Origin of the sequence: Idiomarina sp. 29L (assembly GCF_004123135.1) — a bacterium.
Lineage (GTDB): Bacteria > Pseudomonadota > Gammaproteobacteria > Enterobacterales > Alteromonadaceae > Idiomarina.
The window spans coordinates 110,691-133,416 of sequence record NZ_SDJS01000002.1; the positions used below are offsets into that span (position 1 = coordinate 110,691).

Sequence of the window (22,726 nt, forward strand, 5' to 3'; positions counted from 1 at the left end):
TACGATCATGACAAACACAAACTTATCATTCGCTCAGCAAGTTAAAGAGTTACAAGAGCAGTGGGACACCGACCCACGCTGGAAAGGCGTTGAACGTCCGTACAGCGCCGAAGAAGTCGTTCGCTTACGCGGCACCGTGCAACCTGAACACACCTATGCCAAAAATGGTGCAAACAAACTCTGGCAACTGATTCACGGCAAAGCTCAGGAGAAATTCGGCAAAGACTATGTGAATGCATTGGGCGCATTAACCGGCGGTCAGGCGGTGCAACAAGTGAAAGCCGGATTACAAGCAATCTACTTGTCAGGCTGGCAGGTTGCTGCCGACAACAACTCGGCGTGCAGCATGTACCCGGACCAGTCCCTGTACCCGGTCGACTCAGTGCCTACCGTGGTTGAGCGCATTAATAACTCGTTCGCCCGCGCTGACCAAATTCAGTGGTCAAAAGGCGTAACACCGGAAGACGACAACTATGTCGACTACTTTGCGCCAATTGTGGCTGATGCCGAAGCCGGTTTTGGCGGTGTACTTAACGCCTACGAACTGATGAAAAACATGATCAAAGCTGGTGCCGCCGGGGTTCACTTTGAAGACCAGTTAGCGTCCGTTAAAAAATGTGGTCACATGGGTGGTAAGGTACTGGTGCCAACGCAAGAAGCCGTGCAGAAACTGTCAGCCGCGCGTTTAGCCGCTGATGTCGCCGGTACACCAACGCTCATTGTCGCACGTACTGATGCTAACGCCGCCGACTTGCTGACTTCCGACTTTGACCCGAACGACAAGCCATTCATTACCGGTGATCGTACCGCAGAAGGCTTCTATCGCGTTAAACCGGGCATTGAACAAGCCATTTCACGCGGCTTAGCCTATGCGCCATATGCTGATTTAATCTGGTGTGAAACGGCCAAACCAGACTTAGATGAAGCCCGTCAGTTTGCCGAAGCCATTCACGCAAAATACCCAGGTAAGCTGTTAGCCTATAACTGCTCGCCGTCGTTTAACTGGAAACGAAACCTGGACGACGCCACCATTGCCAAGTTCCAGCGCGAATTGGCTGCTATGGGTTACAAATTCCAGTTCATTACCTTAGCGGGCGTGCACAACATGTGGTACCACATGTTCGAACTGGCGCACGACTATGCGCGCAACGACATGTCAGCGTACGTGAAACTGCAGCAACAGGAGTTTGAAGCCGCAGATAAAGGCTACACCTTTGTGGCCCACCAGCAGGAAGTAGGCACTGGATACTTTGACGAGCTTACCAATGTGATTCAGGGCGGTGTGTCATCCGTCACCGCGCTGACCGGTTCAACCGAAGAAGAGCAGTTTAAAACCTCCGCGTAAAACGCAGCTCAGCTTCATAAGGAAACACATCCGTCAGGACACCCTCGCGGATGTGTTTTTGTATACGGCGCCAATACGCTGGGTCAACCAGCTCCGGATGCCGTTTCAGTAGTGGATCCCGGTATTTCGCCTGAGGTACGGCGAACTGCGCTAGCTGCTCAGGGAACACATCGTCCGGCGCCATAGACACTTCCCAGTCGTTTTGTGGCAGCTTTCGAAAGCTCATGTCAGTTAAATAGCGAACTTCGTCGTAGTCGTAAAACACCACCCGTTTGTGACGGGTCACACCGAAGTTCTTCAGCAGCATGTCGCCGGGGAAAATATTGGCTGCCATCATGTCTTTTAGCGCCCAACCGTATTCATCCATCGCCGCATCAATTTCGGCGTCATTGGCGTACTCTAAATACAGATTCAGCGGCGTCATGCGGCGTTCGACGAACAACTGATGAATGACTAACGTATCGCCTTCAATAGAAATAGAATTGGCAATGCGCTGTTTAAACTCCTCCAGTAAATCTGACGAAATACGCTCCAGCGGTAAGGCCACGTCGACAAATTCCAGTGTATCCGCCATACGCCCTACCCGATCGTGCCGCTTAACCATGCGATACCGATCAATGACCGTCTGTCGGCCAAATTCCTTGGTGTTGCCTAAGCGGTCATTAATAACCTTAAACACATAAGGAAAAGACGGCAACGTAAACACCGTCATAACCATACCTTTCACACCAGGAGCTGCCACTAATTGGTCGTCGGTACGGCGTAAATGGTGCAAAAATTCCCGGTAAAACTCGGTTTTGCCTTGTTTGTGAAAGCCCACTGACGAGTAAAGCTCTGCCAGCGTTTTATGCGGCATTAAGTCTTTTAAAAAGCGAACCAGCGCCGATGGCGACTCGGTTTCCACCATAAAATAAGAGCGGGCAAAACCAAAAATCGTCGCCATTCTGTCCGAGCGCGTAATAAACGCATCCACGTAAAGCTTGCCCTGGGAGTTAATCAGCACCGGCACAATAAACGGGTAATGGTTATTTTCCGTCACCACCCGTCCGACAATATAGGCCGCTTTATTGCGATAAAACGGCGCTTTTAACACATCAATGCGTAAGTTGTGGGCTTCAATGTCGGTCTCGGTCGCGCGCTCGAAGAACTTGTCCCGCAGCTGCTCAATGTCGTTTTCAAAATTCTCAAACTCGCCGCCCAGACCAATGTCGTCAAACACTCTGGTGAGCGTTTTTTCTAAACCATCAACTACCGGAAAGTAGGAGTGGCACTCATTTTCCACCGGAACCGGAATATGGTTCGCCAGCACGGTCTCGACGAAAATATAGTCATTGTGAAAATAAGCACGGTCAAACACCCGGCAAAACACCGAGTTGTAAAAGGTTTCAGCAAGCTCCGCCTGCGGATGAAACTGCAATAATTGCTGATATCGTAGCCGCGTTGCCTGCCACAACGTTTCGTCGAGCGCTTTGCCGACACGACGTTCCACCTTTTTAGCGGTAAGCCCCACCTGATGGTCGTAGTAATGAATACGCTCAGCCGCCGCCGACACCACCGCCGTCCAGTCACGCTTCAAAAAGCGCTCCCGCGCTCCCTGCGTTAGCGCCTGAAAGCGCCGGTAATGGGTATGAAAGCCATCGAGAATACTACGTGCCAGTGTTTCTGAAGTTATATTCATTTATCTTCTACCAATAAATCTGTGGGGTAATAATGACAGAAACAACGCTAGCGTTATACATTCACCCTATTTATAATCCTGATAGATTTTTTATATTCCACTGATTCTGGACCGTTATGAATACGATTAAAGATATTGATCTGAACCTGCTGGTTTATCTGGATGTTTTGCTGCGTGAAAAGAACGTGACCCGTGCCGCAGCGCAGTTGAACATTACCCAGCCAGCCATGAGTAATGGTTTGAAACGACTGCGTAACTTGCTGAATGACCCTATTTTAGTACGCACCAGCGACGGCATGCAGCCAACCCAGCGCGCGTTGGATATGCAAGAGTCGCTGCGTACGGTACTCTATTCAGTGGAAGAAATGATACAGCCCGTGCGTGAGTTCGACGCACCGACCAGTGACCGCGTTTTCCGTATTATGGCGTCCGATTATGCGGCTTCAACACTCATGCCGCGTCTGCTCGAAAAGCTCGATGAACAGGCGCCAAACGTATCACTGGATATTATGACACCCAGTGATATCAGCTTTCACGACGTTGAAAACGGGAAAGTCGACTTAGCCATTAACCGCTTTGAGCAGTTACCTCAGTCGTTTCACCAGAAAATCTTATGGACCGATGAGTTTTCCTGCTTGATACAAAAAGATCATCCACTGCTTGATAATTATACACTCGATAATTACCTGAAAGCACAGCATGTCTGGGTCAGTAAAACTGGTTTCGGGGTGGGCGTCGGAATGGATCCACACGATGTTCAGAAGTTAGGCTGGGTTGACGATGCGCTCGATCAAATTGGTAAGCGCCGCCACATCAAAGTGTTCACACGTAATTATCACGTGGCTATGTATCTGGCTCGCCAGGGGCTGGTTGCCACACTGCCAACTCAGGCAGCAGAGCTTTATAAAGACGACGACCAACTGGTTATGAAAGCGCCGCCTTTTGATATACCAGGGCTCACGCTGACGATGATTTGGTCGCCGTTATTACAACACGACGCAGGGCACCGCTGGTTCCGTCAGGTGGTTTCTGAAACCGCGGCGGCGTCCTAAGTCGTTTTACAGTTTACTCCTCCCAGAAGAAAGCGTCTCGCTCACGAGGCGCCGGTAATATCCGGTCCATGGTTTTAGCGTCATAAAGCACACCGTTGACCATGGTATGAGTCACTTTGTCAGTGTCCCGGATATTCTCTAGCGGGTTACCATCAATAACGATAATATCCGCTAATTTACCCTCTTCCAGAGAACCCAGTGCGTGATCCATACCAAACACAGTTGCCGGATCGATGGTTGAAGTGCGCAACGCTTCCAGCGGCGTCATGCCGCCCTGTGCCATCATCCAAATTTCCCAGTGTTGCGCTAAACCTTCACGCTGGCCGTGGGCACCAGAAAGGACTTTAACACCCAAGTCCTGCAGCTCGGTTGCCACTTCAGCGTTGTTGAAATGGTTGTAGTGGTTATGCGGTGCTTTTTCACGTCGCATCGCTTTACCCACCAAAAGCTCCTGCGGCACGTATTTGCTCAGTTTCGGGTGCTTCCATACATCGGTTTCAGCATACCAATAGTTCTCACCCCAAATACCACCGTAAGCCACACCCAGTGTTGGTGTGTAGGCCACATCACTTTCATCCCACAACTGACGAATGTCGTCATAGATATTCGCCACCGGCAGCGAGTGTTCTACCGTTGTGTGACCGTCCATGATCATGGTTAGGTTATGCTGCAACAACGAGCCACCTTCCGGCACAACCAACATGTCTAACTGGCGACCGGCTTCCACAACCTGTTGACGCTGGTTCCGGCGAGGTTGGTTATAACTTTTCACTGAAAACGCACCGACTTTCTTCAGGCGCTCTAAATGAAACTTCGCGTCTTCCAGGCTGTCCACGTGCGAGGTATAGCCCGGCCCGTTCGCACCGTACAAAATCGTTCCGGTTGAGAACAGGCGCGGTGCGGCGATTTTACCGGCTTTTTGTAGCTCTGAAGCCGCAAAGAACTCCGTCGTGTCATTCGACGGATCATGAATAGAGGTCACGCCAAACGCCAGGTTCGCATACTGCCCCCAGTTTTGCTCCGGAATAATTTCAGATTGCCCCTGGCCACCATGGGCGTGTGCATCGAACAAGCCCGGCATGACCGTTTTGCCACTGGTATCAATGACTTCAGCGCCACTTGGCACATTAACGTCCGCTTCCGCGCCTACCGCAACAATTTTGTTGTTACGCACAACCACGGTACCTTGTTCGTACACCGTGTCGCCGTTCATGGTAATAACCTGACCGCCGACAAAAGCAACGGTTGTATCCGGCACCATCGCTTTTTGTTCAAAGCCAATATTCTGGCCGTTTTCCACTTTCAGCGAATCGGCTTCGGTAAAGTCCGCAAACGCATTCGCCACCGACGTATGATAAAGCTCTGGCCCTAAGGTCCAGTAAAGCTGGCGACCATCCGCAGTCCAGGAAATATTCTCACCCGCACGGACTGACAACTGATGCACCGGCATTTGTTTGTCTCCCGGACCAACGTTGATCACGCTGCCGCGCTCCACCAACGGCGTGACAAACACTTTGAAGCGCTCAGCAAACGCCAGTTGTTTGCCGTCTGGGGAGACGCGGAACTCAGTCGCCAACTCCGACTGATACAACTCACGTTGCTCAAGCGTATCCAGGTTCACCACACTCAAGGTCGGTTTTGCCGCTGGCGTCATTAAATAAACACGGTCATTACGCGCACCAAATTGCGGCTGACGACCACGCTCGGCAATTTGCTGAGGCTGGCTTTTTTCACCGTTCACTGCAACACGGTACACACCCGTTTCTAAACCGTATTTGTCCGAAATTAAGTAACCGCCACGAATTTTACGATACACCACGTGTTGACCGTCAGGCGAGAAGGTCGGCTCCACGAAGTTACCCTTGCCCGTGTTTAAAACCCGCTCGTTACCTGAGCTTAAGTCACGCACGATCACTTGTGCTTGCTCCTGGTCGTCCCAGCGCACAAACACCAGTTTTTCACCGTCACGGGAATATTCCGGGAATAGCTCAAAGTCGTCGCTGTTGGTTAAACGCTGAGGCTTGCCATCCGGCAACGCCCGGCGATACAGATTCCCCAGCGCTTCATACACCACTTCATCTCCAGCAGGTGAGACTTGCGCCATGCGCAGCATTTTCACATCAAAGGTATCGGCTTCGACGTTTTGCTTCGCTCTCAAGGCGTGCTGAATTTTCTTCTCTGTCTCTACTTTGAACGGAATAATGCGCGCATTGCCATCATCAATAGTCAGCTTTTGAATATGCCCGCCGGCCCAGAACACCAGTTGCTTGCTGTCCGGGGTCCAGTCCATGGTTGGGTACACACCATGAATCGCCCAGGTCTCCTGCATGTCGCGTTCCATTTGACCGTACACGCGTTTATGTTCACCGGTCTTGAGGTCAAGCACGTACAACACACTGCTGAAATCTTCTCGCTTAATGTAAGCCAGGTAACGGCCATCCGGTGATGGCGTCGGGCGTATTGCACCCCCTGCACCGGCAATCAGCGTTTCAATTTCGCCGGTTTCACGTTCAAAACGCTTAATTTCATAAATGCCTTCCAATGAATCTTTACTGTAATGGAACGTTTTGCCTGGTGTGTCGTCCTGGGAAAAGTAAATGTATTTGCCGTCAGGTGAAAAGGCTGGCTCGCCCAGGTCTTTTTGATCATTCGGACGTTCGGTTAACTGCACGCCAGAGCCACCCGTGCGGTGATACATCCAGACCTCACCAGCTCCTAAAGAGCGACTCGCAGTAAAGTGCTTGCGCGCCACCAGAAACTCGCCATCCGGGCTCCAGGCAGGGCTATTTAGCAAACGAAAGGTTTCTTCGGTGACCGGGCGCACATTGCTACCATCGGCATCCATCAGCCAGATATTGTCACCACCGCCCTGATCGGAAGTAAAGGCAATGTAGCGACCATCGGGTGAATACACCGGCTGCATGTGCCAGGCAATACCGCCAATCAGTTTTTCTGCTTCGCCGCCGTCAAACGGCATACGGTAAATGTCACCCAACAAGTCAAACACAATGTACTCGCCATTCGGGCTGACATCGACGTTCATCCAGGTTCCGGAATTGACCGAAATATCAATGGTTTTAAACTCGCCCGGTGGGTTGGATACGTCCCAACCGTTGTTTTGCTCTTCCGCCATGCTCAGCGGTGCTATGCTCAATAGCGATGCAACCGCCAAGGTTAGTGTTGTCTTTTTCATGGTATTGCCTCTTTTAAAACGTACTCCCTTTGTATGAACCTTTGTAAAAAAAGTCCAGTCGGGCTCGTCCAAATGCCCATTCTTTCCGTTCAATAGACAAAGTGCTTGATTGCGTTATAGTTAACGGGTGTTCAACAATTGGCTAAACAATGAAAGAGTCACTGGAAAATATCTTGCTGGAGGTATCACGTTCGCCGGAAATAGACGGCGGCAATCTGGCACGTGCCTCCCAGTTTATTCTCGATTCTGCCTTAAAAGGTCTGGATATTACCCGGGTCAGTATTTGGGAGTTACAGCCTGACAAGCAAAGCATGGTTGCGACCGCTTTGATTGATACGTTACGTAAAGACACTGAAACGCCGGTACTGAGAAAGTCTGAATTACCGTCTTACTTTGAAGTACTTGAAACAGAGCGTACCATTATCGCCAACGATGCGCGCAATAACTCGATTACCGCCGAACTCGCACCTGAATACTTGCCCGAGTATGGTATTTACGGGTTACTAGATGTCCCCCTGCGCCACAAAGGTGAAATGATTGGGGTCATGTGCTGCGAAACCCGCAAACAGAACCGTACCTGGACACCGGATGAGGTCGCCTTTGTCGGTATTTTGGCTGATATCTACGGGCGCGCCGTGAGCGCTGCTGAGCGGGAAAAGTTTGAACAATTGTTGATTCGCCAGAACGAACAGCTTGAAAGTATGGTGGAAGAGCGCACCGAGTCGTTAACCAAAGCGCTCGATAATTTCAAACAGGCACAAGAACGACTCATTGAAACAGAAAAAATGGCCGCGTTAGGTAAGCTTGTGGCCGGCGTTGCACACGAAGTTAATACGCCTTTGGGTATTTCGGTAACGGCTGTGACGCATTGTGAGCATCGGCTGAAAAAGCTTAAACAGGCTTTTACTGAAGGCTCAATTTCGAAAAAACAGTTGAATCAGTTTATTGACGATACGTTTGAAGCCTACACATTGCTCAATAATAACCTGGAACGCGCCGCCACACTCATCCAAAACTTTAAGAAAACAGCGGTGGATCAGTCCAGCTTTGAACTGGTGGAATGCGAGCTGAAAAACTATTTGCATGCACTCACCTTAAGCTTGAAACCGATGGTAAAAAAGAAAAAAGTCAGTATTGATATTCGCTGTGATGAAGCCACCACCTTACGAACTTACCAAGGCGCTTTAGCGCAAATCGTAACCAATTTAATCAGTAATACTAACGAGCACGCTTTTGTTGAGCCCGACGAAGAGCATCGCATTCTGATTTCAGCGGAGCCGGAAAAAGACGGTGTACAGTTTGTCTTTTCCGACAATGGAAAAGGTATTGATAGCGATACATTGAAAGACATTTTTGAGCCGTTTTTCACAACCTCGCGACACAATGGTGGCTCAGGTCTGGGCCTGTCTATTGTTTATAACCTGGTGACTCAGAAACTTAAGGGCGAAATAAGCGTCCAATCGACACCGGGGGAAGGCACCCAGTTTTCCTTTTATTTACCCAATTTACAGAAGTAGGATGTTGTATGCTTAAAGCCTTACAGAGTTTTTTTAATGTTCCACCAACAGTAGAGAAAACCAAGCAATTTCATGCGGAAGGACTGAGTGATGACGCCTTTTTATCACTGATTTTAATGACTGAAATTAGTCTGGCAGACGGTACGCTGTCATCTGAAGAGCGAAACTATTTGTTAGCCGATTTGAAAAACGAATATCAACTAGAGGGGGACGCTGCTGAGAATGCTATTGAGAAGGCCATTGATGCCGTCAGAGAAGCCGCTTCATTGCATGACTTTACCGCCCCCTTAAAAGCGTTGGAATATTCCGAAAAGGTACAATTATTGGAAACTTTGTGGGCCGTTGCCTACACTGACAATGAGCTTGACCCGCACGAGGAAGCAATGCTTCGCAAGCTTGCTGATCTGTTGTATATCAATCATGCGGATTACATAAAGGCAAAACTTTCCATAACAGGACACTGAATGAAACGACTTTCCACACTCACCTTAACGGCCATTGTAAGCCTGAGCTTTTCAGCGTTTAGTCACGCTGAAGACGTTGGTTTAGCCACCGGCTACCCGCCGTATCAGTTTTCTGAGAACGGCGATATTGTTGGGTTTGATGTGGATGTCACGAAAGCCGTGTTCCACTATTTAGATAAAGACTACTCCCTGCACCAATACGACTGGGACAATGTGGTCAGTCTGCTGCGTTTCGGTGAGCTTGATATCGCAATGGGTATGGAGCAAACCACCATTCGACGGCAATATTTTGATTTCTCCTCTCCCTATTATAACCGCGTCACCACACTGTTTGTTTTAGACAATGAAAGCAGCCCTGAGTCGGTACGCGGCTTAGTCGGCAAACGCATTAGTGGTGACAGGCACTCGGTGTTGGAATCGCATTTGCAGGACATTGGCCTACATACAGCGATTCGCATTAACCAAGCGTCCTCAAAAACAGAAGCCATGAGTCAGTTAGCCGTTGGCGAAGTGGAAGCGGTTATTATGCCTGAAGCGGTCGGTCGGTATCTCGCAAAGCAACTCGACATTGATGTACGTATTTTATGGCAGCCGGAAATTAAGGTGCCTGTTGGCTTTGCAGTAAAAGCCGGCAATGACGAGTTACTGGAGCAATTGAATGAAGGCCTGGAAGCGATAGAAAATAACGGCGAACTTGATCGCATTCGCCGCCGTTGGGGTATACAGTAGCCTGATGCTATTGCATCAGGTGCGATGTACCTGACGTAGATAACGTCAGGCTACAGCGAGGTTGAGATGCCAGGCTACCGGGCTTCCTGCATCTCTTTTTCCAGCCGTGAGGCTTCGTCAGCGCGCGGCTTAGTGAAGCGAGCTAACCAAAGGTAAAGTACCGGTGTTAGATAAAGGGTAAACAACGTCGCCAAACCTAAACCGCCAAATACCACCCAACCAATGGAATTACGAGCCTCGGCACCGGCGCCAGCTGACAGTATCAACGGCAAGCCACCTAAAATGGTCGACACCAGAGTCATCATAATAGGGCGCAGACGTATCAGCGCCGCTTCTTCTATGGCCTTGCGAACGCTGAGCCCACGATCTCGCAATTGGTCCGCAAACTCCACCAGCAATACCGAGTTTTTAGCAAGCAGTCCTATCAACATGACTAAGCCTATTTGAGAATAGATGTTCATAGACGTGCCCGTTAAGAACAGCGCATAAATAGCAGCAGCAATACCGAAAGGTACCGTCAGCATCACCACTACCGCACTGTTCACCGACTCGAACTGAGCCGCCAATACCAACAGAACGATCAAGAACGCGAGAATGTACGTCATTGCCACTTCCTGAGAAGTATCCTCAAAAGTTGACGCTTCACCAAGAAACACGAGTCCCATACCATCTGGCAAAACCTCCTGAGCGACGGCACGCAGTTTCTCTACCGCTTCTGACATGGGCAGCTCTTCAGGCAAATCACCGTCTATTTCTATGGCACGCCGTTGCGCCTGCCGTTCGAGTTCCGCAGACACTCCCTCTTCAACAATTTCCGAAACACTGGAAATGGGCACTAAACCGCCGTCACTTGAGGACACGTATAGGTTCTGCATGTCCTGCGGCGACTGGATGATGTTATTGCGGGTGCGCAACATCACCGGAATCTGCTGATCCCCCACATTTAGGTCTGCTACGTCATCGCCGTCTATCGCGGCTCGCAGAGTTGAGGAAATGTCGCTCAAGGACACACCCAGCTCGGCAGCCCGGCGCCGGTCAATCTTCACCCGTAACTGCGGCTGAGTCGGCTGATAAGAGACATTTAGGTTTCCCATTTCCGGCAGTTGCCGCTCAACTTCTGCGGTAAACTCACGCGCGACTTTAAAAATCTCATCGTAGTTCTCACCGGTAATCGCCATTTCAATGCCACCACCTTGCCCACGCAAGTTTAAGCTGTTGTCGCCAAAGGCTCGACCCGGCGCACCAGGCACCTGCCCCAGAGGCTCGCGCAAGTTTTCAATAATTTCCTGCTGACTAATGTCGCGCTCTTCCCATGGCTTGAGGTTGGCACTGATGAAAACAATGTTTGGATCCCATTGCCCAACGACAGTGTAAATGGATTCTATGTCGCCGGTCTCTTTATACTGCAATAAAATCTCTTCTAATTGACGCGCTTGTCTATCCATAAATTTGACGCCAACGCCGTCTGGTCCGCGAGCAAAGACTCGTACAGCCCCACGGTCTTCGTCAGGCATTAGCTCGCTGTCAATTTGATCGAATAACACCACACCACCGCCAGCGGCCAGTAATGACACGACACCGACGGCCCAGCTGGCATTTAATGCTTTATGCAGCGTACGTCGGTAAAAGCTTTTAAATTTGTGACCGATGCCGGCAAAAACGTTACTTTTTCCTGCTGATTTTGGCAGACGCGCGGTAAAGGCCGGTACTAACGACAAAGCGACAAATGAAGAAATCACCACTGCGGCCGCTAGCACGCCACCAAACTCGCGGAAAAGTCGTCCTGCGGTTGACGGCAAGAACGCAATGGGCACAAATACCGCCACCAGAACCGCAGTTGTGGCAACCACCGCGAAAAATACCTCACGTGTTGCAATGACTGCAGCGGCCCGGCTGCCAAGCCCCATATTACGTCGACGTTGAATGTTTTCCGTCACAACAATCGCATCATCGACAATTAAGCCAGTTGCTAACACCAAGGCCAGCAATGTCAGTATATTCACGGAAAAGCCCATCAACCAAATAGCGGCAACGGCACCAAATAACGCCACGGGTATCGATAAAGCAGGAATAATGGTGGCTCGGAACGAACCAATGAACACCCACAAAGTGCCAACCACCAACGCTATGGTTATCGCTAAAGTCGTGACCACTTCTGCCACCGACTTACGGATGAACTGCGCATCGTCATTGGTGATAGTCATTTCCATGTCCGGGAAGCGATCCCGTAGGCGTTCCAATACCTGAATGGCTTTGTCAGATATTTCAATCGTATTGGAGCCCGCCTGGCGGATAACTCCCAACCCAACCACGGGCTTACCATCTAACCGAACAAAGCTGCCGGCATCAGAAGGAGCAAAATAGGCTTGTGCGACATCGCCAACACGAATGTCATCCTGAATAATGATGTTTTCAATCTGCTCTTCATTAATGGCGGTTGCATCGGCACGAATAATCAATCGTTGATCGGTCGATTTCAAACTGCCTGCCGGCACATCAAAGGGCGCTTGTCGCAATGCATCGGCAACATCGGTCACCGAAATACCAAAGCTGACCAGCTTTAACGGATCCAAATCGACACGCATAACACGCTCGCGGTTACCATTTAACCGCACATCAGCGACACCGTTTATTGCCAGGAACTCTGGTGACAGATCGGTTTCCAGACGTCGAGTTAATTCAGCAAAACTCAGCGTATCACTACTCACCGCAATATCTAACACAGAACGCGCATCGTTATCGGCCTTACGCACGTTGATTTGTTCAACGTCATCGGGAAGCTCCCGACGCACCTGATTGACCGCTTCACGCACCTCTGCCGCCACCACGTCCAGATCAACACCAGGACTGAACTCAACCGATATACGAGCGCTATTTTCTTCACTCTGAGAGTTAATGTTTTCCACGCCCGACACGCGCGCTGCAGCGCCTTCCAGAATACTGGTGACTTCGGCATCGACGGTTTCCGGAGCGCCCCCAGGCAAGGTCGCGCTAATGCCAACCACCGGACGATCAACATCGGGCAGCTCACGAACCTCCACTCCCATCAGTGCCGCCACACCAGCAATAGCAATCAGAATATTGAGAACAACAATCAGTACTGGCCGGCGAATAGACACCGACGGTAAATCGTTCGTATCGGTATGCGTATCGAGTTGCTTGTCAGACATTATTCGCTTAACTCCCCAGTGCCATCGAGAGTCGTGCGGTCAAACTTAATGGGTTGTCCTTCACGCAGGCTCTGCACGCCCTCGACAATCAACAAGTCGTCTCGCTGAATATTGCCTGAAACCAGTACTCTGCCCGCTAAGCGCTGTTCAATTTGCACTTCCACACGTTTTGCATTTTTACCGTCAACGACCCATACGAACGGACTGTTCACGCCCCACGACAGTGCCGCCTCTGGAATAGACGCAAACTCCTGTCCTGCCAGCGAAATAGAAGTGCGGAAGCTGGTGCCTGGTAAAAAGTCATCGTTTTCATTATTAATTCGTGCACGCGCACGATACATGCGAGTTTGCGGATCAATTCGGGAGTCCAATTCGACGATTTCTGCCGTCACAGGCTGTCCTGAGTAACGCCAGGGTTGTACCTTTAGCTCTGCGCCTTCACCTAATAGCGATACCGCCGCTTCCGGGATCTTAAAATCAATTAATAGCGAAGAACGATCATCCAACGTTGCAATAGCGGTTTGCTCATCGATGCGGTCGCCAACCTCAACATCGGTAATACCAATAACGCCTTCAAAGGGGGCGCGAATGAAGCGATCTTCTAACTCTATTTTGGCATTTTCCAGCTCTACACGCGCCAAATCTCTGAGTAAAATTGCGTTATCGAGTTCAGACTCTGGCACTGCCCCGCGCTCAAAGCTTGAGCGTAAACGCTCAACGGTGCGCTGCGCATCCCTCAGGTTAATCTGTGCTTGCTCAAGTGCCACTTTTTGTCGTCTTGCATCCAACTCAACTAAAAGCTCACCTTCTTCCACTACTTCCCCTGGCTCAAAATGCACTGCGACCACCCGGTCACCCACCGCCGGATAAATAGTGATAGAACGTGCCGCCTCAGCCGTTCCTACCACTTCCACTCGGTTTTTTTCCTGTTCAAACTGAACAGGTTCGACAATCACCAAAGTTTCACGAGGACCAAATTGTTGAGCTTGCGCTGGCGTTGCACTTACATAAGCCCCCAGACACAAACTGAATACAGCTATCGACAAAAAATGCTTCATAAACTTCGGTTAACTCCAAAAAAACTGCAGCCCAGTGGCTGCAGCTGTATCATCTCATTGTGTGGGTCATTCTGCTATTAACAGTTACTTAATAGAGAATGTACCTTGCATAATCGCTGAGTGACCCGGGAAGGTACAATAGAATTTGTACTCGCCGTCAGCGCTCATTCCGTCTGTCGAGAAAGTTACAGATGTTTGTTCACCACCACCAATAACGTCTGTTGCTGCAATTACTGCATCAGACTCTGGTACGTAGTTATTTTCTAAACCAGCCGACATACCCTGCTGAACAATCGACTGCATGTCACTCGCTTCACTTAATACCCAGTTGTGACCCATGACTTTTTTACCTAACTTACCCGAGTGGGTCAGGGTTAAAGTGACTTCACTGCAACTTGCCGGGACAGACAGTTCCTTTTTATCAAATCTCATGTTGTCGTTACCATCTATGCTCAGCTCACATTCGTTAGCCTGTGCTGCGTTTGCGACAAACAACAATGAACCTGCTAATAGAGACAAAATATAACGCATTACAATACTCCTTCATGTAGGATGAAACGAACTACTTCCTTATACGCAACATCTCGCATTAGGATTACTTTAAACGAGATAGTTACCGTATTCTTTGTTATGAGAACCTGTAACGAGAAGTCTATGACAAAAACACTTTTTTCATCACAGTCTGTGCTCGCACAAGGTGGATCCAATAAACACATTCACGATGTATCTATTATTCCACCAGTATACACATCAACCACCTATCTTCGCGACAGTGATAATCAGTACCGCTCCGGTTTGGTGTATTCCAGAGCTGACAACCCGACGTATCGCCCTGCTGAATTATTGTTGGCAGAGCTTGAAAACGCAGCCGATGCTCGCTTGTTCGCCTCTGGTATGGCAGCGGCGACAGCGGTCTTTCAAGCCTTAAAACCCGGTGACTCCATTATAGCACCTCAGGTGATGTACTGGGCGCTGCGCCAGTGGCTGAAAACCCTTGGTCAGGACGCCGGGCTACACATACGCTTTGTAGACACGAGTAACCTTGAAGAGTTGCAAAAAGCGGTCGATGAAAAAGCGCCAACCTTAATATGGCTGGAAACGCCCGGGAACCCACTTTGGACAGTCACCGATATAGAAGCGGTTTCGGCTATCGCAAGAAATTGCGGGGCGCTATTAGCGGTAGACTCAACCGTTGCCACCCCGTTACTGACCAAACCACTGGATTTGGGCGCTGATATAGTGATGCATTCAGCCACCAAATATTTAAACGGCCATTCTGATGTTATTTCTGGTGCGTTGGCAGCACGTGAAAACAGTGAATTCTGGCAGCGGTTAGTGGCTATTCGTGCGCAAAGTGGCGCGGTTCCCAGTCCTCACGATGCGTCGCAACTGCTGCGCGGCATGCGGACCTTATTTTTACGAGTTCGCGAGAGTTGTCAGAATGCGCTGTACATTGCGGAACAGTTGGAGCTGCATCCTCAAGTCTCCAAGGTGCTCTATCCTGGGCTGAAAAGCTTTGCCGGGCATGAGGTTGCGGTTAAACAAATGCACGGCGGTTTTGGTGGGATGCTTTCGATTCGCCTGGCAGGTGGCGAGCAAGCGGCCATTGCCGTTGCCGCAAAAACTCAACTGTGGCATCGGGCCACGTCATTAGGTGGCGTCGAAAGCTTAATTGAGCACCGCGCCAGCATTGAAGGGTCGGATACACCGGTACCTTCTGATTTATTACGTTTATCCGTGGGAATTGAAAGTGCCGATGACCTGTTAGCTGATCTACAACAGGCCATCGACAAAGCGCACGCTTAAATGCTGACGCGCTTGTAGAAGCGATATTCAGGTTTCCAGAAGTTGTTGTCGATGCGCTCACGCAGCGTGTCGTCATCAATTTCAAGTGCCAGGCCTTCCTGCTGAGCCACTTTACCCACCGCAAAAGCAATGTCTTTGCTGAGTTGGGTTAAGTCGTTGAACGCCGGTAACAAGGCGTCACCTTTGCCGTTGGCGCTCGGTGATGCCGCAGCCAATGTCTTGCTGGCAACACGAAGCATCTCATCACTAACACGGTTAGCTTTGACCGATAAGACACCCAGCCCAATGCCGGGGAATATATAACTGTTATTGCACTGCGCTATCGGGTAGATCTTACCGTCGTACTCAACCTGACCAAACGGGCTACCGGTCGCCACAATCGCTTTGCCTTTCGTCCATTTCAGAACATCCGCCGGATGCGCTTCTACATGTTTCGACGGATTACTTAATGGAAAAATAATCGGCCGCTCGACATTTTTCGCCATGGCCTCAATAACTTGTTCCGTAAACAAGCCCGCCTGCCCCGACACGCCAATCAAGATGTCAGGTTCAGCACAATGCATCACATCCAGCAACGACGGATAATCACCACTGTACTCCCAGTCTTTCAGGTCGGCAGTTTTTTGCGCTAATGCCTGCTGGAAGTCGCGCAGACCGTCCATGGTGTCCACTACCAGACCGTAACGATCCACCATGAAAATTTGCTTCTTCGCCTGCTCTTCGGTTAAACCCTCTGCCGTCATCTGAATCATAACCTGCTCAGCAATACCACAACCTGCTGAACCGGCACCGACGAACACGACTTTCTGCTCGCTCAGCTTTTTACCCTTTTGACGGCAAGCTGCTAATAGTGTGCCGACGGTAACTGACGCCGTACCCTGAATGTCGTCGTTAAAGCAGCAAACTTCATCGCGATAACGGCGCAGCAGTGGCATTGCGTTCGGCTGCGCAAAGTCCTCAAACTGGAGCATAACGCCAGGCCAGCGCTTAGTGACCGCTTTGATGAACTTGTCGAGGAACTCGTCGTACTCTTCCTGACCAATACGCTTGTGCCGCGCCCCCATGTACATGGGGTCTTCTAATAATTTTTCATTGTTGGTGCCGACATCCAACATAACTGGCAGCGTATAAGCCGGGCTGATGCCACCACAGGCGGTATACAACGACAGCTTACCAATCGGGATACCCATGCCGCCAATACCCTGGTCACCTAAGCCCAGAATGCGCTCGCCGTCGGTGACGACAATGACCTTCACCTTCTGTTTAGTGGCATTGCGCAGAATATCGTCCAACTGGTCACGCTCTGAATACGAAATGAACAAACCACGTGAGCTGCGGTAAATATCCGAGAATTTCTCACAAGCATCCCCCACGGTTGGGGTGTAGATAATCGGCATCATCTCTTCCAGATGATCAGTCAGCAGGCGGTAGAACAGGGTCTCGTTGTTGTCCTGAATAGCACGCAGATAAATGTGCTTGTTAATGGGCGTTTCAAAGCTTTTGTACTGCATGTACGCACGTTCAGCTTGCTCTTCAATACTCTCGTAGCGAGGCGGCAATAGACCGGTCAGGTTAAACGCCGCGCGCTCTTCCTTACTGAACGCACTGCCTTTGTTCAACAGCGGGGTTTCCAACAAATTCGGACCAGAATAGGGAATATAAAGCGGACGCTGCGTCTGCGGCATAAGTACAAACTCCTGAAAGCCAAAGTAATACGAATATCATAGCAAAACACGGCTGCGATTCACATGTTTCGCTGGATTGGAATACCGAGGAAAACGCGAGTGCTGAGGTTATCAGTGGGACTTTGGAGGACGCCCGTGAATACATCCCTGTAGGGCTTGAGCAGCGCCATCCATGGCGCTGCACACCTCCAAAGTCCCACTGCTAACCCTTTAGCGCACTCGCTATCCCACCTTTTCATTTGGCACGAATGTCTTAGCCAGGAAGTTAATCCCAGGGGCAGGCTTTGGCGGCAAAAGGCGATAAAGGAAAGAACTCGTGGCTTGAGGAGTGTCGAAGGCCATGGATGGCCTTCGTCAAGCGTTCATGGATGAACTTGCAGCGTCTCCTCAAGCCACGAGTTCTTTTCTCAGCCGAATTGCCGACGAAGCCTGCCCCTGGGATTAAAGTTTCAGGCCCCAGCGGGTGGCGGTACGTTTGACGGCATCGACGTTTTCGGTAGCGATAATGTGCAGGGGCGTGGTTTCGAACTGGGCGCTTAGGTCCAGATGTTGCTTTAACCACGCCAGCATAGCCTCGCCGGAATGGATCGTTTTGGCGCCGTTGAAGTAGTCAGAAATACTCTCGGCAATCAACGGGAAATGCGTACAGCCCAGCAGCACCACATCAGGCTTTTCAAGCTTGCTGAAATAATGCTTAAAGGTTTCCTGCAGTATCGGCCCGTCGTAAAGCTCTTCTTCGACAATAGGCACAAACAGCGGCGTAGGCATGGCGTCTACCTGACTATAGCCCAACGCTTGTATCTGCTGCTGATAGGCTTCGGAATTTATGGTGGACCGCGTAGCGATAACCAGTACCCGGGCGCTGGTATCAATACCCTGCAGTTGCTGCAGTGCCATAACACCTGGCTCCAGCACCCCGTAAACTGGCTTGTTAGAGAACTTCTGCATTTGCTCTAAAGCAGTCACACTGACGGTGTTACAGGCCACCACCAGACAGTCTACATCGGCGCCGTTAAAAAACTCGACGGCTTCTAACGCATAGCGCGTTACCGTATTGCTGTCCTTACTGCCGTAAGGCACCCGTGCGGTATCGCCGTAATACAGCAACTCGCTAAAGCAACCGCTTTGCTGCAATGAGCGAGCTACGGTTAAACCACCCACACCACTATCAAAAACGCCGACTTTCATGTCTGTTTATTCCTTTTCCGCCTGTGCGCCCAGGCTTACTGTTTTAAGTCGCAGCGCATTGGTTATCACAAAGACACTGGACAGCGCCATCGCACCGGCCGCCAGCATCGGCGACAGCAAAATGCCGAAAAACGGGTACAGAACCCCGGCTGCAACCGGAATCAACGCGGTATTATAAGCAAACGCCCAGAATAAATTCTGATGAATATTGCGCATGGTTGCTTCCGACAAGGCGAAGGACTGCTGCACCACGGTCAAGTTGTCTGACATCAGTACCACATCGGCCGATTCAATGGCTACGTCAGTACCCGTACCGATAGCAAACCCTACGTCCGCAGAGGCTAATGCCGGTGCGTCGTTAATACCGTCCCCGACAAATATGACCTGCCCCCACTCTTTTTTCAGGCGTTTTACGGCATCGACTTTGCCATCGGGTTTGACGTTAGCAATCACGTCGTCAATGCCTAATTCTTTGGCAATGCGCTTCGCAGTAGACTCGGCGTCGCCTGTCACCATAGCCGTCTTCAAACCGTCATCATGCAGGCGCTGAATCAACTCTTTGGCACTGGATTTAATTGGGTCATCCTGAGTGAATACCGCTGCCAGCTTGCCATCCACTGCCACGTAAATGGGTGTGCGGCCACTTTCAGACCAGCTTTTCGCGTCATCAGGTTCGTTATCAAGCGCAATACCGTTGTCCTGCATCAGCTCGCTGGTACCAATATAAAGCGTTTTACCATCCACTTTCCCGGTAGCCCCCAAACCTGAAATGGCTTCAAAGCTGTCGGGTTCGCTCACTTTAATGTCCTGCTCTTTGGCGTAGTTGACCAGAGCTTCTGCGGTGGGGTGCTCTGACTTAGCTTCCACCGAGGCTGCCAGGGTCAGTACCTCTTTTTCCTCAAAGTCACTCAGGGTAAGCCAGTCGGTAATGGTCGGTTTGCCTTCTGTCAGCGTACCGGTTTTATCAAAAATAACGCCTTTCGACTGCTGCAATGCCTGCAAAGCACTGCCCTGCCGGAACAGCACGCCCATTTCTGCACCACGCCCTGTACCCACCATAATAGACGTAGGCGTTGCCAGCCCCATGGCGCAGGGGCAGGCAATAATTAGCACCGCCACCGCGTTAACCAGCGCAAAGGTCAGTGCCGACTCACTGGCCGCAAAGTACCACACCACAAAGGTCAGCAGCGCCACCAGCATGACCGCCGGCACAAACCATAATGTAATACGGTTCACGGTATCCTGAATCGGCAATTTACTGCCCTGAGCCTGCTCAACCATACGGATGATCTGAGCCAGTACGGTTCCTTCGCCGGTCGCTGTGACCTTAAAGCGCAGCGTGCCTTTTTCATTAAGCGTTCCGCCGACCACTTTGTCGCCTTTCTCTTTATGCACCGGCTCGGGTTCTCCGGTTATCATGGCTTCGTTCACGTAGCTGTCGCCGGAAGACACTTCGCCATCCAGCGCAATACGCTCGCCCGGACGCACTTCAATTTCATCGCCTTCGCCCAGCTCAGCAATATCGACTTCAGTCACCTCACCGTCCCGTACGACTCGTGCAGTTTTGCTTTGCAGACTCATGAGCCGCTGAATAGCATCGGACGTATGGCTTTTCGCACGCGCTTCCATAAAGCGCCCCGCCAATATCAGCGTGACAATAACCGCAGAAGCTTCGAAGTAAACATTCACTGACTCGCTTGGTAGCCAGGACGGAAACACCGTGGCTACTACCGAGTAGCCCCAGGCTGCGGTAGCGCCCAGAGCCACCAGAGAATTCATGTCCGGCGCCCCACGGAATAGCGCAGGAATACCTAATTTATAAAAACGTGCACCGGGAACTGCCAGTACCACCGTAGTAAGCACTAACTGTATCCACCAGCTGGTCTGTAAGCCCAGTGAGTTATGCACCCACTCGGAAAATACCGGCACCATATGGTTGCCCATGGCCAGTATAAACACCGGCAGCGTCAGCAATGCAGAAAGCCATAACTGGCCTTTTAACGTGCGCATTTCTTTTGCCTGTTGCTCACGCTGTTCGCGCATTTGTTTGTCGCGATCAACCACTTCGAGGGCGTCGTAGCCTGCGTCCTGCACCGCTTTAATCAAGTCATCCACGGATAGCTTGTCAGCATAGGTCACTTCGGCGCTGTCCGACGCCAGGTTCACCGACGCTTCCACACCCTCTAATCCGTTCAGCGCTTTGTCCACACGACCGGCGCACGACCCACAACTCATTCCCTGAATGCCTAAACGAACAGATTTATTCATGCTGCGCTCCCGTTGTTTGACCGCCATTGGCCTGCGAATCTTTCAGCCACAGTAGCAGCCAGAAGACAATTAATTGCGCCACTTCAACATAACGTTGTACTGCGCCCCGAATCTCAGCCAGCTCAGGCGATGTCATGAGCAGAAAGCCTAAGGCAACAATAAACGCCAACAACACGAAGGCAGCGCGGACTGGCCAGGTAGTTTTCGGTGTCAACGCCAACAGCAAGGTGCCCAACGCAAAACCAAAGTAACTGATAACGGCAATACCGTTATGTATCGCCTGCGAACTTGAGCCGTCTACCGGACAGCCGGTGTCGCAAGGCGCCAGCGCACTGCCAATATAAGCCAGCGGATAGAAAAACAATAATGACCAACCAAACTGACTAACGCCTTTTACTCGTATGTGTGGGCGTACAGTGAGCAGCAAACCCGCCGCAATCATGCCCAGCGGAATAAAACCGACCCAACCCAAAACACCTGCCGCCTGAGTGCCGGTGGCATTAATTTCGCTAATATACTGACTCACATGCGAAAAATCCGGCTTAACCCAACTGGCAACCAGCTGTAAACCAATCCAAAAGACGGTCAGAATAATAAGTTGCGGTAATATGGGTGAGCTATGCTGTGCAGGTGTGTTGTCGGCTTCGGGCATGACGCCTCCTCGGCTGTTTTTAAGTATGATACTCTTTCATCCCAGTGTAATCCAAGATGGGTGTCATTTGTGAATATTCAAGTGTTAGGTTGCAGCGGTGGTTTGAGCGGCGACAATAAAAATGGTTCCACCTGCATTCAGCTGCGCTCGAACATCGTTATTGACGCCGGCACCGGATTAAACCGGTTGAGCCTCGCGCAAATGCGGCAAGTACGTCATGTCTTTTTGACACATTCACATATGGACCACATTGCCGCACTCCCTACGTTTTTAAGCAACCAATACGATAGTGAGCACTTACCCGTAACCGTTTACGCCTTACCACACACCCTGGCAAAACTGCGTGACAATATTTTTAACGGTGACATATGGCCAGAGCTCAGCAGCATGACCGAAGGTGCCGGAGCCATTTTAAAATTTGAAGAAATTCAGCCCGGCCATTGCGTGGATATCGATGACATAAGCATTAAAGCTTTTGAAGTAGAGCATAGTGTGCCAACCGTCGGTTACAGCGTGAAAAACAACGGCCAACACTTTGTCTTTTGTGCGGATACCATTGCCGGCAGCGTTTTGACCCAACAGCTCAACGCACTCGGTGACATTGATACATTAATGCTGGAATGCGCTTTTCCCGATGAGCTCATGGACGTCGCACAGAAAACCAAACACATGACTCCAAGCTTGCTCCAGGAAGCTTTAGCCAGTTTAAAGCAGCTGCCCAAAGAGCTTTGGGTGACTCATCTAAAACCCAGTTACGAAGAACAGCTGCGAGAGTTACTAACAAAAACACCACCGCATAAAAATACGGTGGTGCTTTAATTCAAGGTAGGAGAATCACTTGTTTCGCTTGAGCATAAAGCCCCTTATGTCGGAGACGTAGCAAGCTCATCCATGAGGGCTTAATACTCTTTGCGCTCACAA

Annotated in this window: 16 protein-coding genes; 7 read left to right on the forward strand and 9 right to left on the reverse strand. The window is 50.5% G+C overall.

From position 1 onward, the window contains the following. Positions 1-7 precede the first annotated feature (7 nt). Entirely contained in the window at positions 8-1,345 is a 1,338-nt protein-coding gene (gene aceA / locus EST55_RS04295; protein ID WP_129496608.1) for an isocitrate lyase, read from the forward strand. On the opposite strand, the gene aceK is transcribed toward aceA, so the two are convergent. Next, on the reverse strand, positions 1,329-3,023 hold the full coding sequence (gene aceK / locus EST55_RS04300) for a bifunctional isocitrate dehydrogenase kinase/phosphatase (RefSeq protein ID WP_129496609.1): 1,695 nt from the start codon (positions 3,021-3,023) through the stop codon (positions 1,329-1,331). The genes aceA and aceK overlap by 17 nt on opposite strands. Before the next feature lie 116 nt (positions 3,024-3,139). On the opposite strand from aceK, the gene EST55_RS04305 reads away from it, so the two are divergent. Beyond that, positions 3,140-4,075, forward strand: a complete 936-nt coding sequence (locus EST55_RS04305; protein ID WP_088768756.1) for a LysR family transcriptional regulator — start codon at positions 3,140-3,142, stop codon at positions 4,073-4,075. A 13-nt stretch (positions 4,076-4,088) separates the two neighbouring features. Here EST55_RS04305 and EST55_RS04310 read toward each other — a convergent pair whose 3' ends face one another. Then, the gene (locus EST55_RS04310) at positions 4,089-7,268 is read right to left on the reverse strand and encodes an amidohydrolase family protein (RefSeq protein WP_129496610.1); all 3,180 of its coding nucleotides are present in this window, start codon (positions 7,266-7,268) and stop codon (positions 4,089-4,091) included. Positions 7,269-7,417: 149 nt separating this feature from the next. Between EST55_RS04310 and EST55_RS04315 the strand changes: the two genes are divergently transcribed. Genes EST55_RS04315 through EST55_RS04325 form a run of 3 tightly spaced genes read left to right on the forward strand, consistent with a single transcriptional unit; the run spans position 7,418 to position 9,978 of the window. Further along, positions 7,418-8,785, forward strand: a complete 1,368-nt coding sequence (locus EST55_RS04315) for a GAF domain-containing sensor histidine kinase (RefSeq protein WP_129496611.1) — start codon at positions 7,418-7,420, stop codon at positions 8,783-8,785. 8 nt (positions 8,786-8,793) lie between these two features. Further along, positions 8,794-9,249, forward strand: coding sequence for a TerB family tellurite resistance protein (locus EST55_RS04320; RefSeq protein ID WP_129496612.1), 456 nt, complete (start codon positions 8,794-8,796; stop codon positions 9,247-9,249). Then, the gene (locus tag EST55_RS04325; protein ID WP_129496613.1) at positions 9,250-9,978 is read left to right on the forward strand and encodes a transporter substrate-binding domain-containing protein; all 729 of its coding nucleotides are present in this window, start codon (positions 9,250-9,252) and stop codon (positions 9,976-9,978) included. Between the two features lie 74 nt (positions 9,979-10,052). Here the strand turns inward: EST55_RS04325 and EST55_RS04330 are convergent, their stop codons facing one another. The 3 genes from EST55_RS04330 to azu form a co-directional block, all read right to left on the reverse strand. Next, complete coding sequence (locus tag EST55_RS04330; RefSeq protein ID WP_129496614.1) at positions 10,053-13,148, reverse strand: efflux RND transporter permease subunit; 3,096 nt, start codon at positions 13,146-13,148, stop codon at positions 10,053-10,055. Next, the gene (locus EST55_RS04335; RefSeq protein WP_129496615.1) at positions 13,148-14,206 is read right to left on the reverse strand and encodes an efflux RND transporter periplasmic adaptor subunit; all 1,059 of its coding nucleotides are present in this window, start codon (positions 14,204-14,206) and stop codon (positions 13,148-13,150) included. Before EST55_RS04335 ends, EST55_RS04330 begins: the two co-directional genes overlap by 1 nt. A gap of 84 nt (positions 14,207-14,290) precedes the next feature. Further along, complete coding sequence (azu, locus tag EST55_RS04340; protein ID WP_129496616.1) at positions 14,291-14,737, reverse strand: azurin; 447 nt, start codon at positions 14,735-14,737, stop codon at positions 14,291-14,293. Positions 14,738-14,860: 123 nt separating this feature from the next. Here azu and EST55_RS04345 point away from each other — a divergent pair, with 123 nt between their 5' ends. Continuing rightward, on the forward strand, positions 14,861-16,012 hold the full coding sequence (locus tag EST55_RS04345; RefSeq protein WP_129496617.1) for an aminotransferase class I/II-fold pyridoxal phosphate-dependent enzyme: 1,152 nt from the start codon (positions 14,861-14,863) through the stop codon (positions 16,010-16,012). On the opposite strand, the gene EST55_RS04350 is transcribed toward EST55_RS04345, so the two are convergent. From EST55_RS04350 to EST55_RS04365, 4 genes are all read right to left on the reverse strand, one after another. Next, positions 16,009-17,697 carry an NAD-dependent malic enzyme gene (locus tag EST55_RS04350; protein ID WP_129496618.1) on the reverse strand — a complete coding sequence of 563 codons (1,689 nt, stop codon included), beginning with the start codon at positions 17,695-17,697 and terminating at the stop codon, positions 16,009-16,011. The genes EST55_RS04345 and EST55_RS04350 overlap by 4 nt on opposite strands. Positions 17,698-18,138: 441 nt before the next feature. Then, positions 18,139-18,885, reverse strand: coding sequence for a glutamate racemase (gene murI / locus EST55_RS04355; protein WP_129496619.1), 747 nt, complete (start codon positions 18,883-18,885; stop codon positions 18,139-18,141). A 6-nt stretch (positions 18,886-18,891) separates the two neighbouring features. After that, positions 18,892-21,153, reverse strand: a complete 2,262-nt coding sequence (locus EST55_RS04360) for a heavy metal translocating P-type ATPase (protein WP_129496620.1) — start codon at positions 21,151-21,153, stop codon at positions 18,892-18,894. After that, the gene (locus EST55_RS04365) at positions 21,146-21,805 is read right to left on the reverse strand and encodes a DUF998 domain-containing protein (protein WP_129496621.1); all 660 of its coding nucleotides are present in this window, start codon (positions 21,803-21,805) and stop codon (positions 21,146-21,148) included. The genes EST55_RS04360 and EST55_RS04365 overlap by 8 nt, the downstream gene beginning before the upstream one ends. Positions 21,806-21,874: 69 nt before the next feature. Here EST55_RS04365 and EST55_RS04370 point away from each other — a divergent pair, with 69 nt between their 5' ends. Further along, positions 21,875-22,624: a 3',5'-cyclic-nucleotide phosphodiesterase gene (locus tag EST55_RS04370; protein WP_129496622.1), complete on the forward strand. Its 750-nt coding sequence runs from the start codon at positions 21,875-21,877 to the stop codon at positions 22,622-22,624. Positions 22,625-22,726: the final 102 nt, after the last annotated feature.

Coding starts and splice junctions, on each gene's coding strand:
- EST55_RS04315 (WP_129496611.1), top strand. CDS start 7,418: ATGAAAGAGTCACTGGAAAATATCTTGCTGGAGGTATCACGTTCGCCG.
- azu (WP_129496616.1), bottom strand. CDS start 14,737: ATGCGTTATATTTTGTCTCTATTAGCAGGTTCATTGTTGTTTGTCGCA.
- aceK (WP_129496609.1), bottom strand. CDS start 3,023: ATGAATATAACTTCAGAAACACTGGCACGTAGTATTCTCGATGGCTTT.
- EST55_RS04310 (WP_129496610.1), bottom strand. CDS start 7,268: ATGAAAAAGACAACACTAACCTTGGCGGTTGCATCGCTATTGAGCATA.
- EST55_RS04365 (WP_129496621.1), bottom strand. CDS start 21,805: ATGCCCGAAGCCGACAACACACCTGCACAGCATAGCTCACCCATATTA.
- murI (WP_129496619.1), bottom strand. CDS start 18,885: ATGAAAGTCGGCGTTTTTGATAGTGGTGTGGGTGGTTTAACCGTAGCT.
- EST55_RS04335 (WP_129496615.1), bottom strand. CDS start 14,206: ATGAAGCATTTTTTGTCGATAGCTGTATTCAGTTTGTGTCTGGGGGCT.
- EST55_RS04325 (WP_129496613.1), top strand. CDS start 9,250: ATGAAACGACTTTCCACACTCACCTTAACGGCCATTGTAAGCCTGAGC.
- EST55_RS04320 (WP_129496612.1), top strand. CDS start 8,794: ATGCTTAAAGCCTTACAGAGTTTTTTTAATGTTCCACCAACAGTAGAG.
- EST55_RS04330 (WP_129496614.1), bottom strand. CDS start 13,148: ATGTCTGACAAGCAACTCGATACGCATACCGATACGAACGATTTACCG.
- EST55_RS04345 (WP_129496617.1), top strand. CDS start 14,861: ATGACAAAAACACTTTTTTCATCACAGTCTGTGCTCGCACAAGGTGGA.
- aceA (WP_129496608.1), top strand. CDS start 8: ATGACAAACACAAACTTATCATTCGCTCAGCAAGTTAAAGAGTTACAA.
- EST55_RS04350 (WP_129496618.1), bottom strand. CDS start 17,697: ATGCCGCAGACGCAGCGTCCGCTTTATATTCCCTATTCTGGTCCGAAT.
- EST55_RS04305 (WP_088768756.1), top strand. CDS start 3,140: ATGAATACGATTAAAGATATTGATCTGAACCTGCTGGTTTATCTGGAT.
- EST55_RS04360 (WP_129496620.1), bottom strand. CDS start 21,153: ATGAATAAATCTGTTCGTTTAGGCATTCAGGGAATGAGTTGTGGGTCG.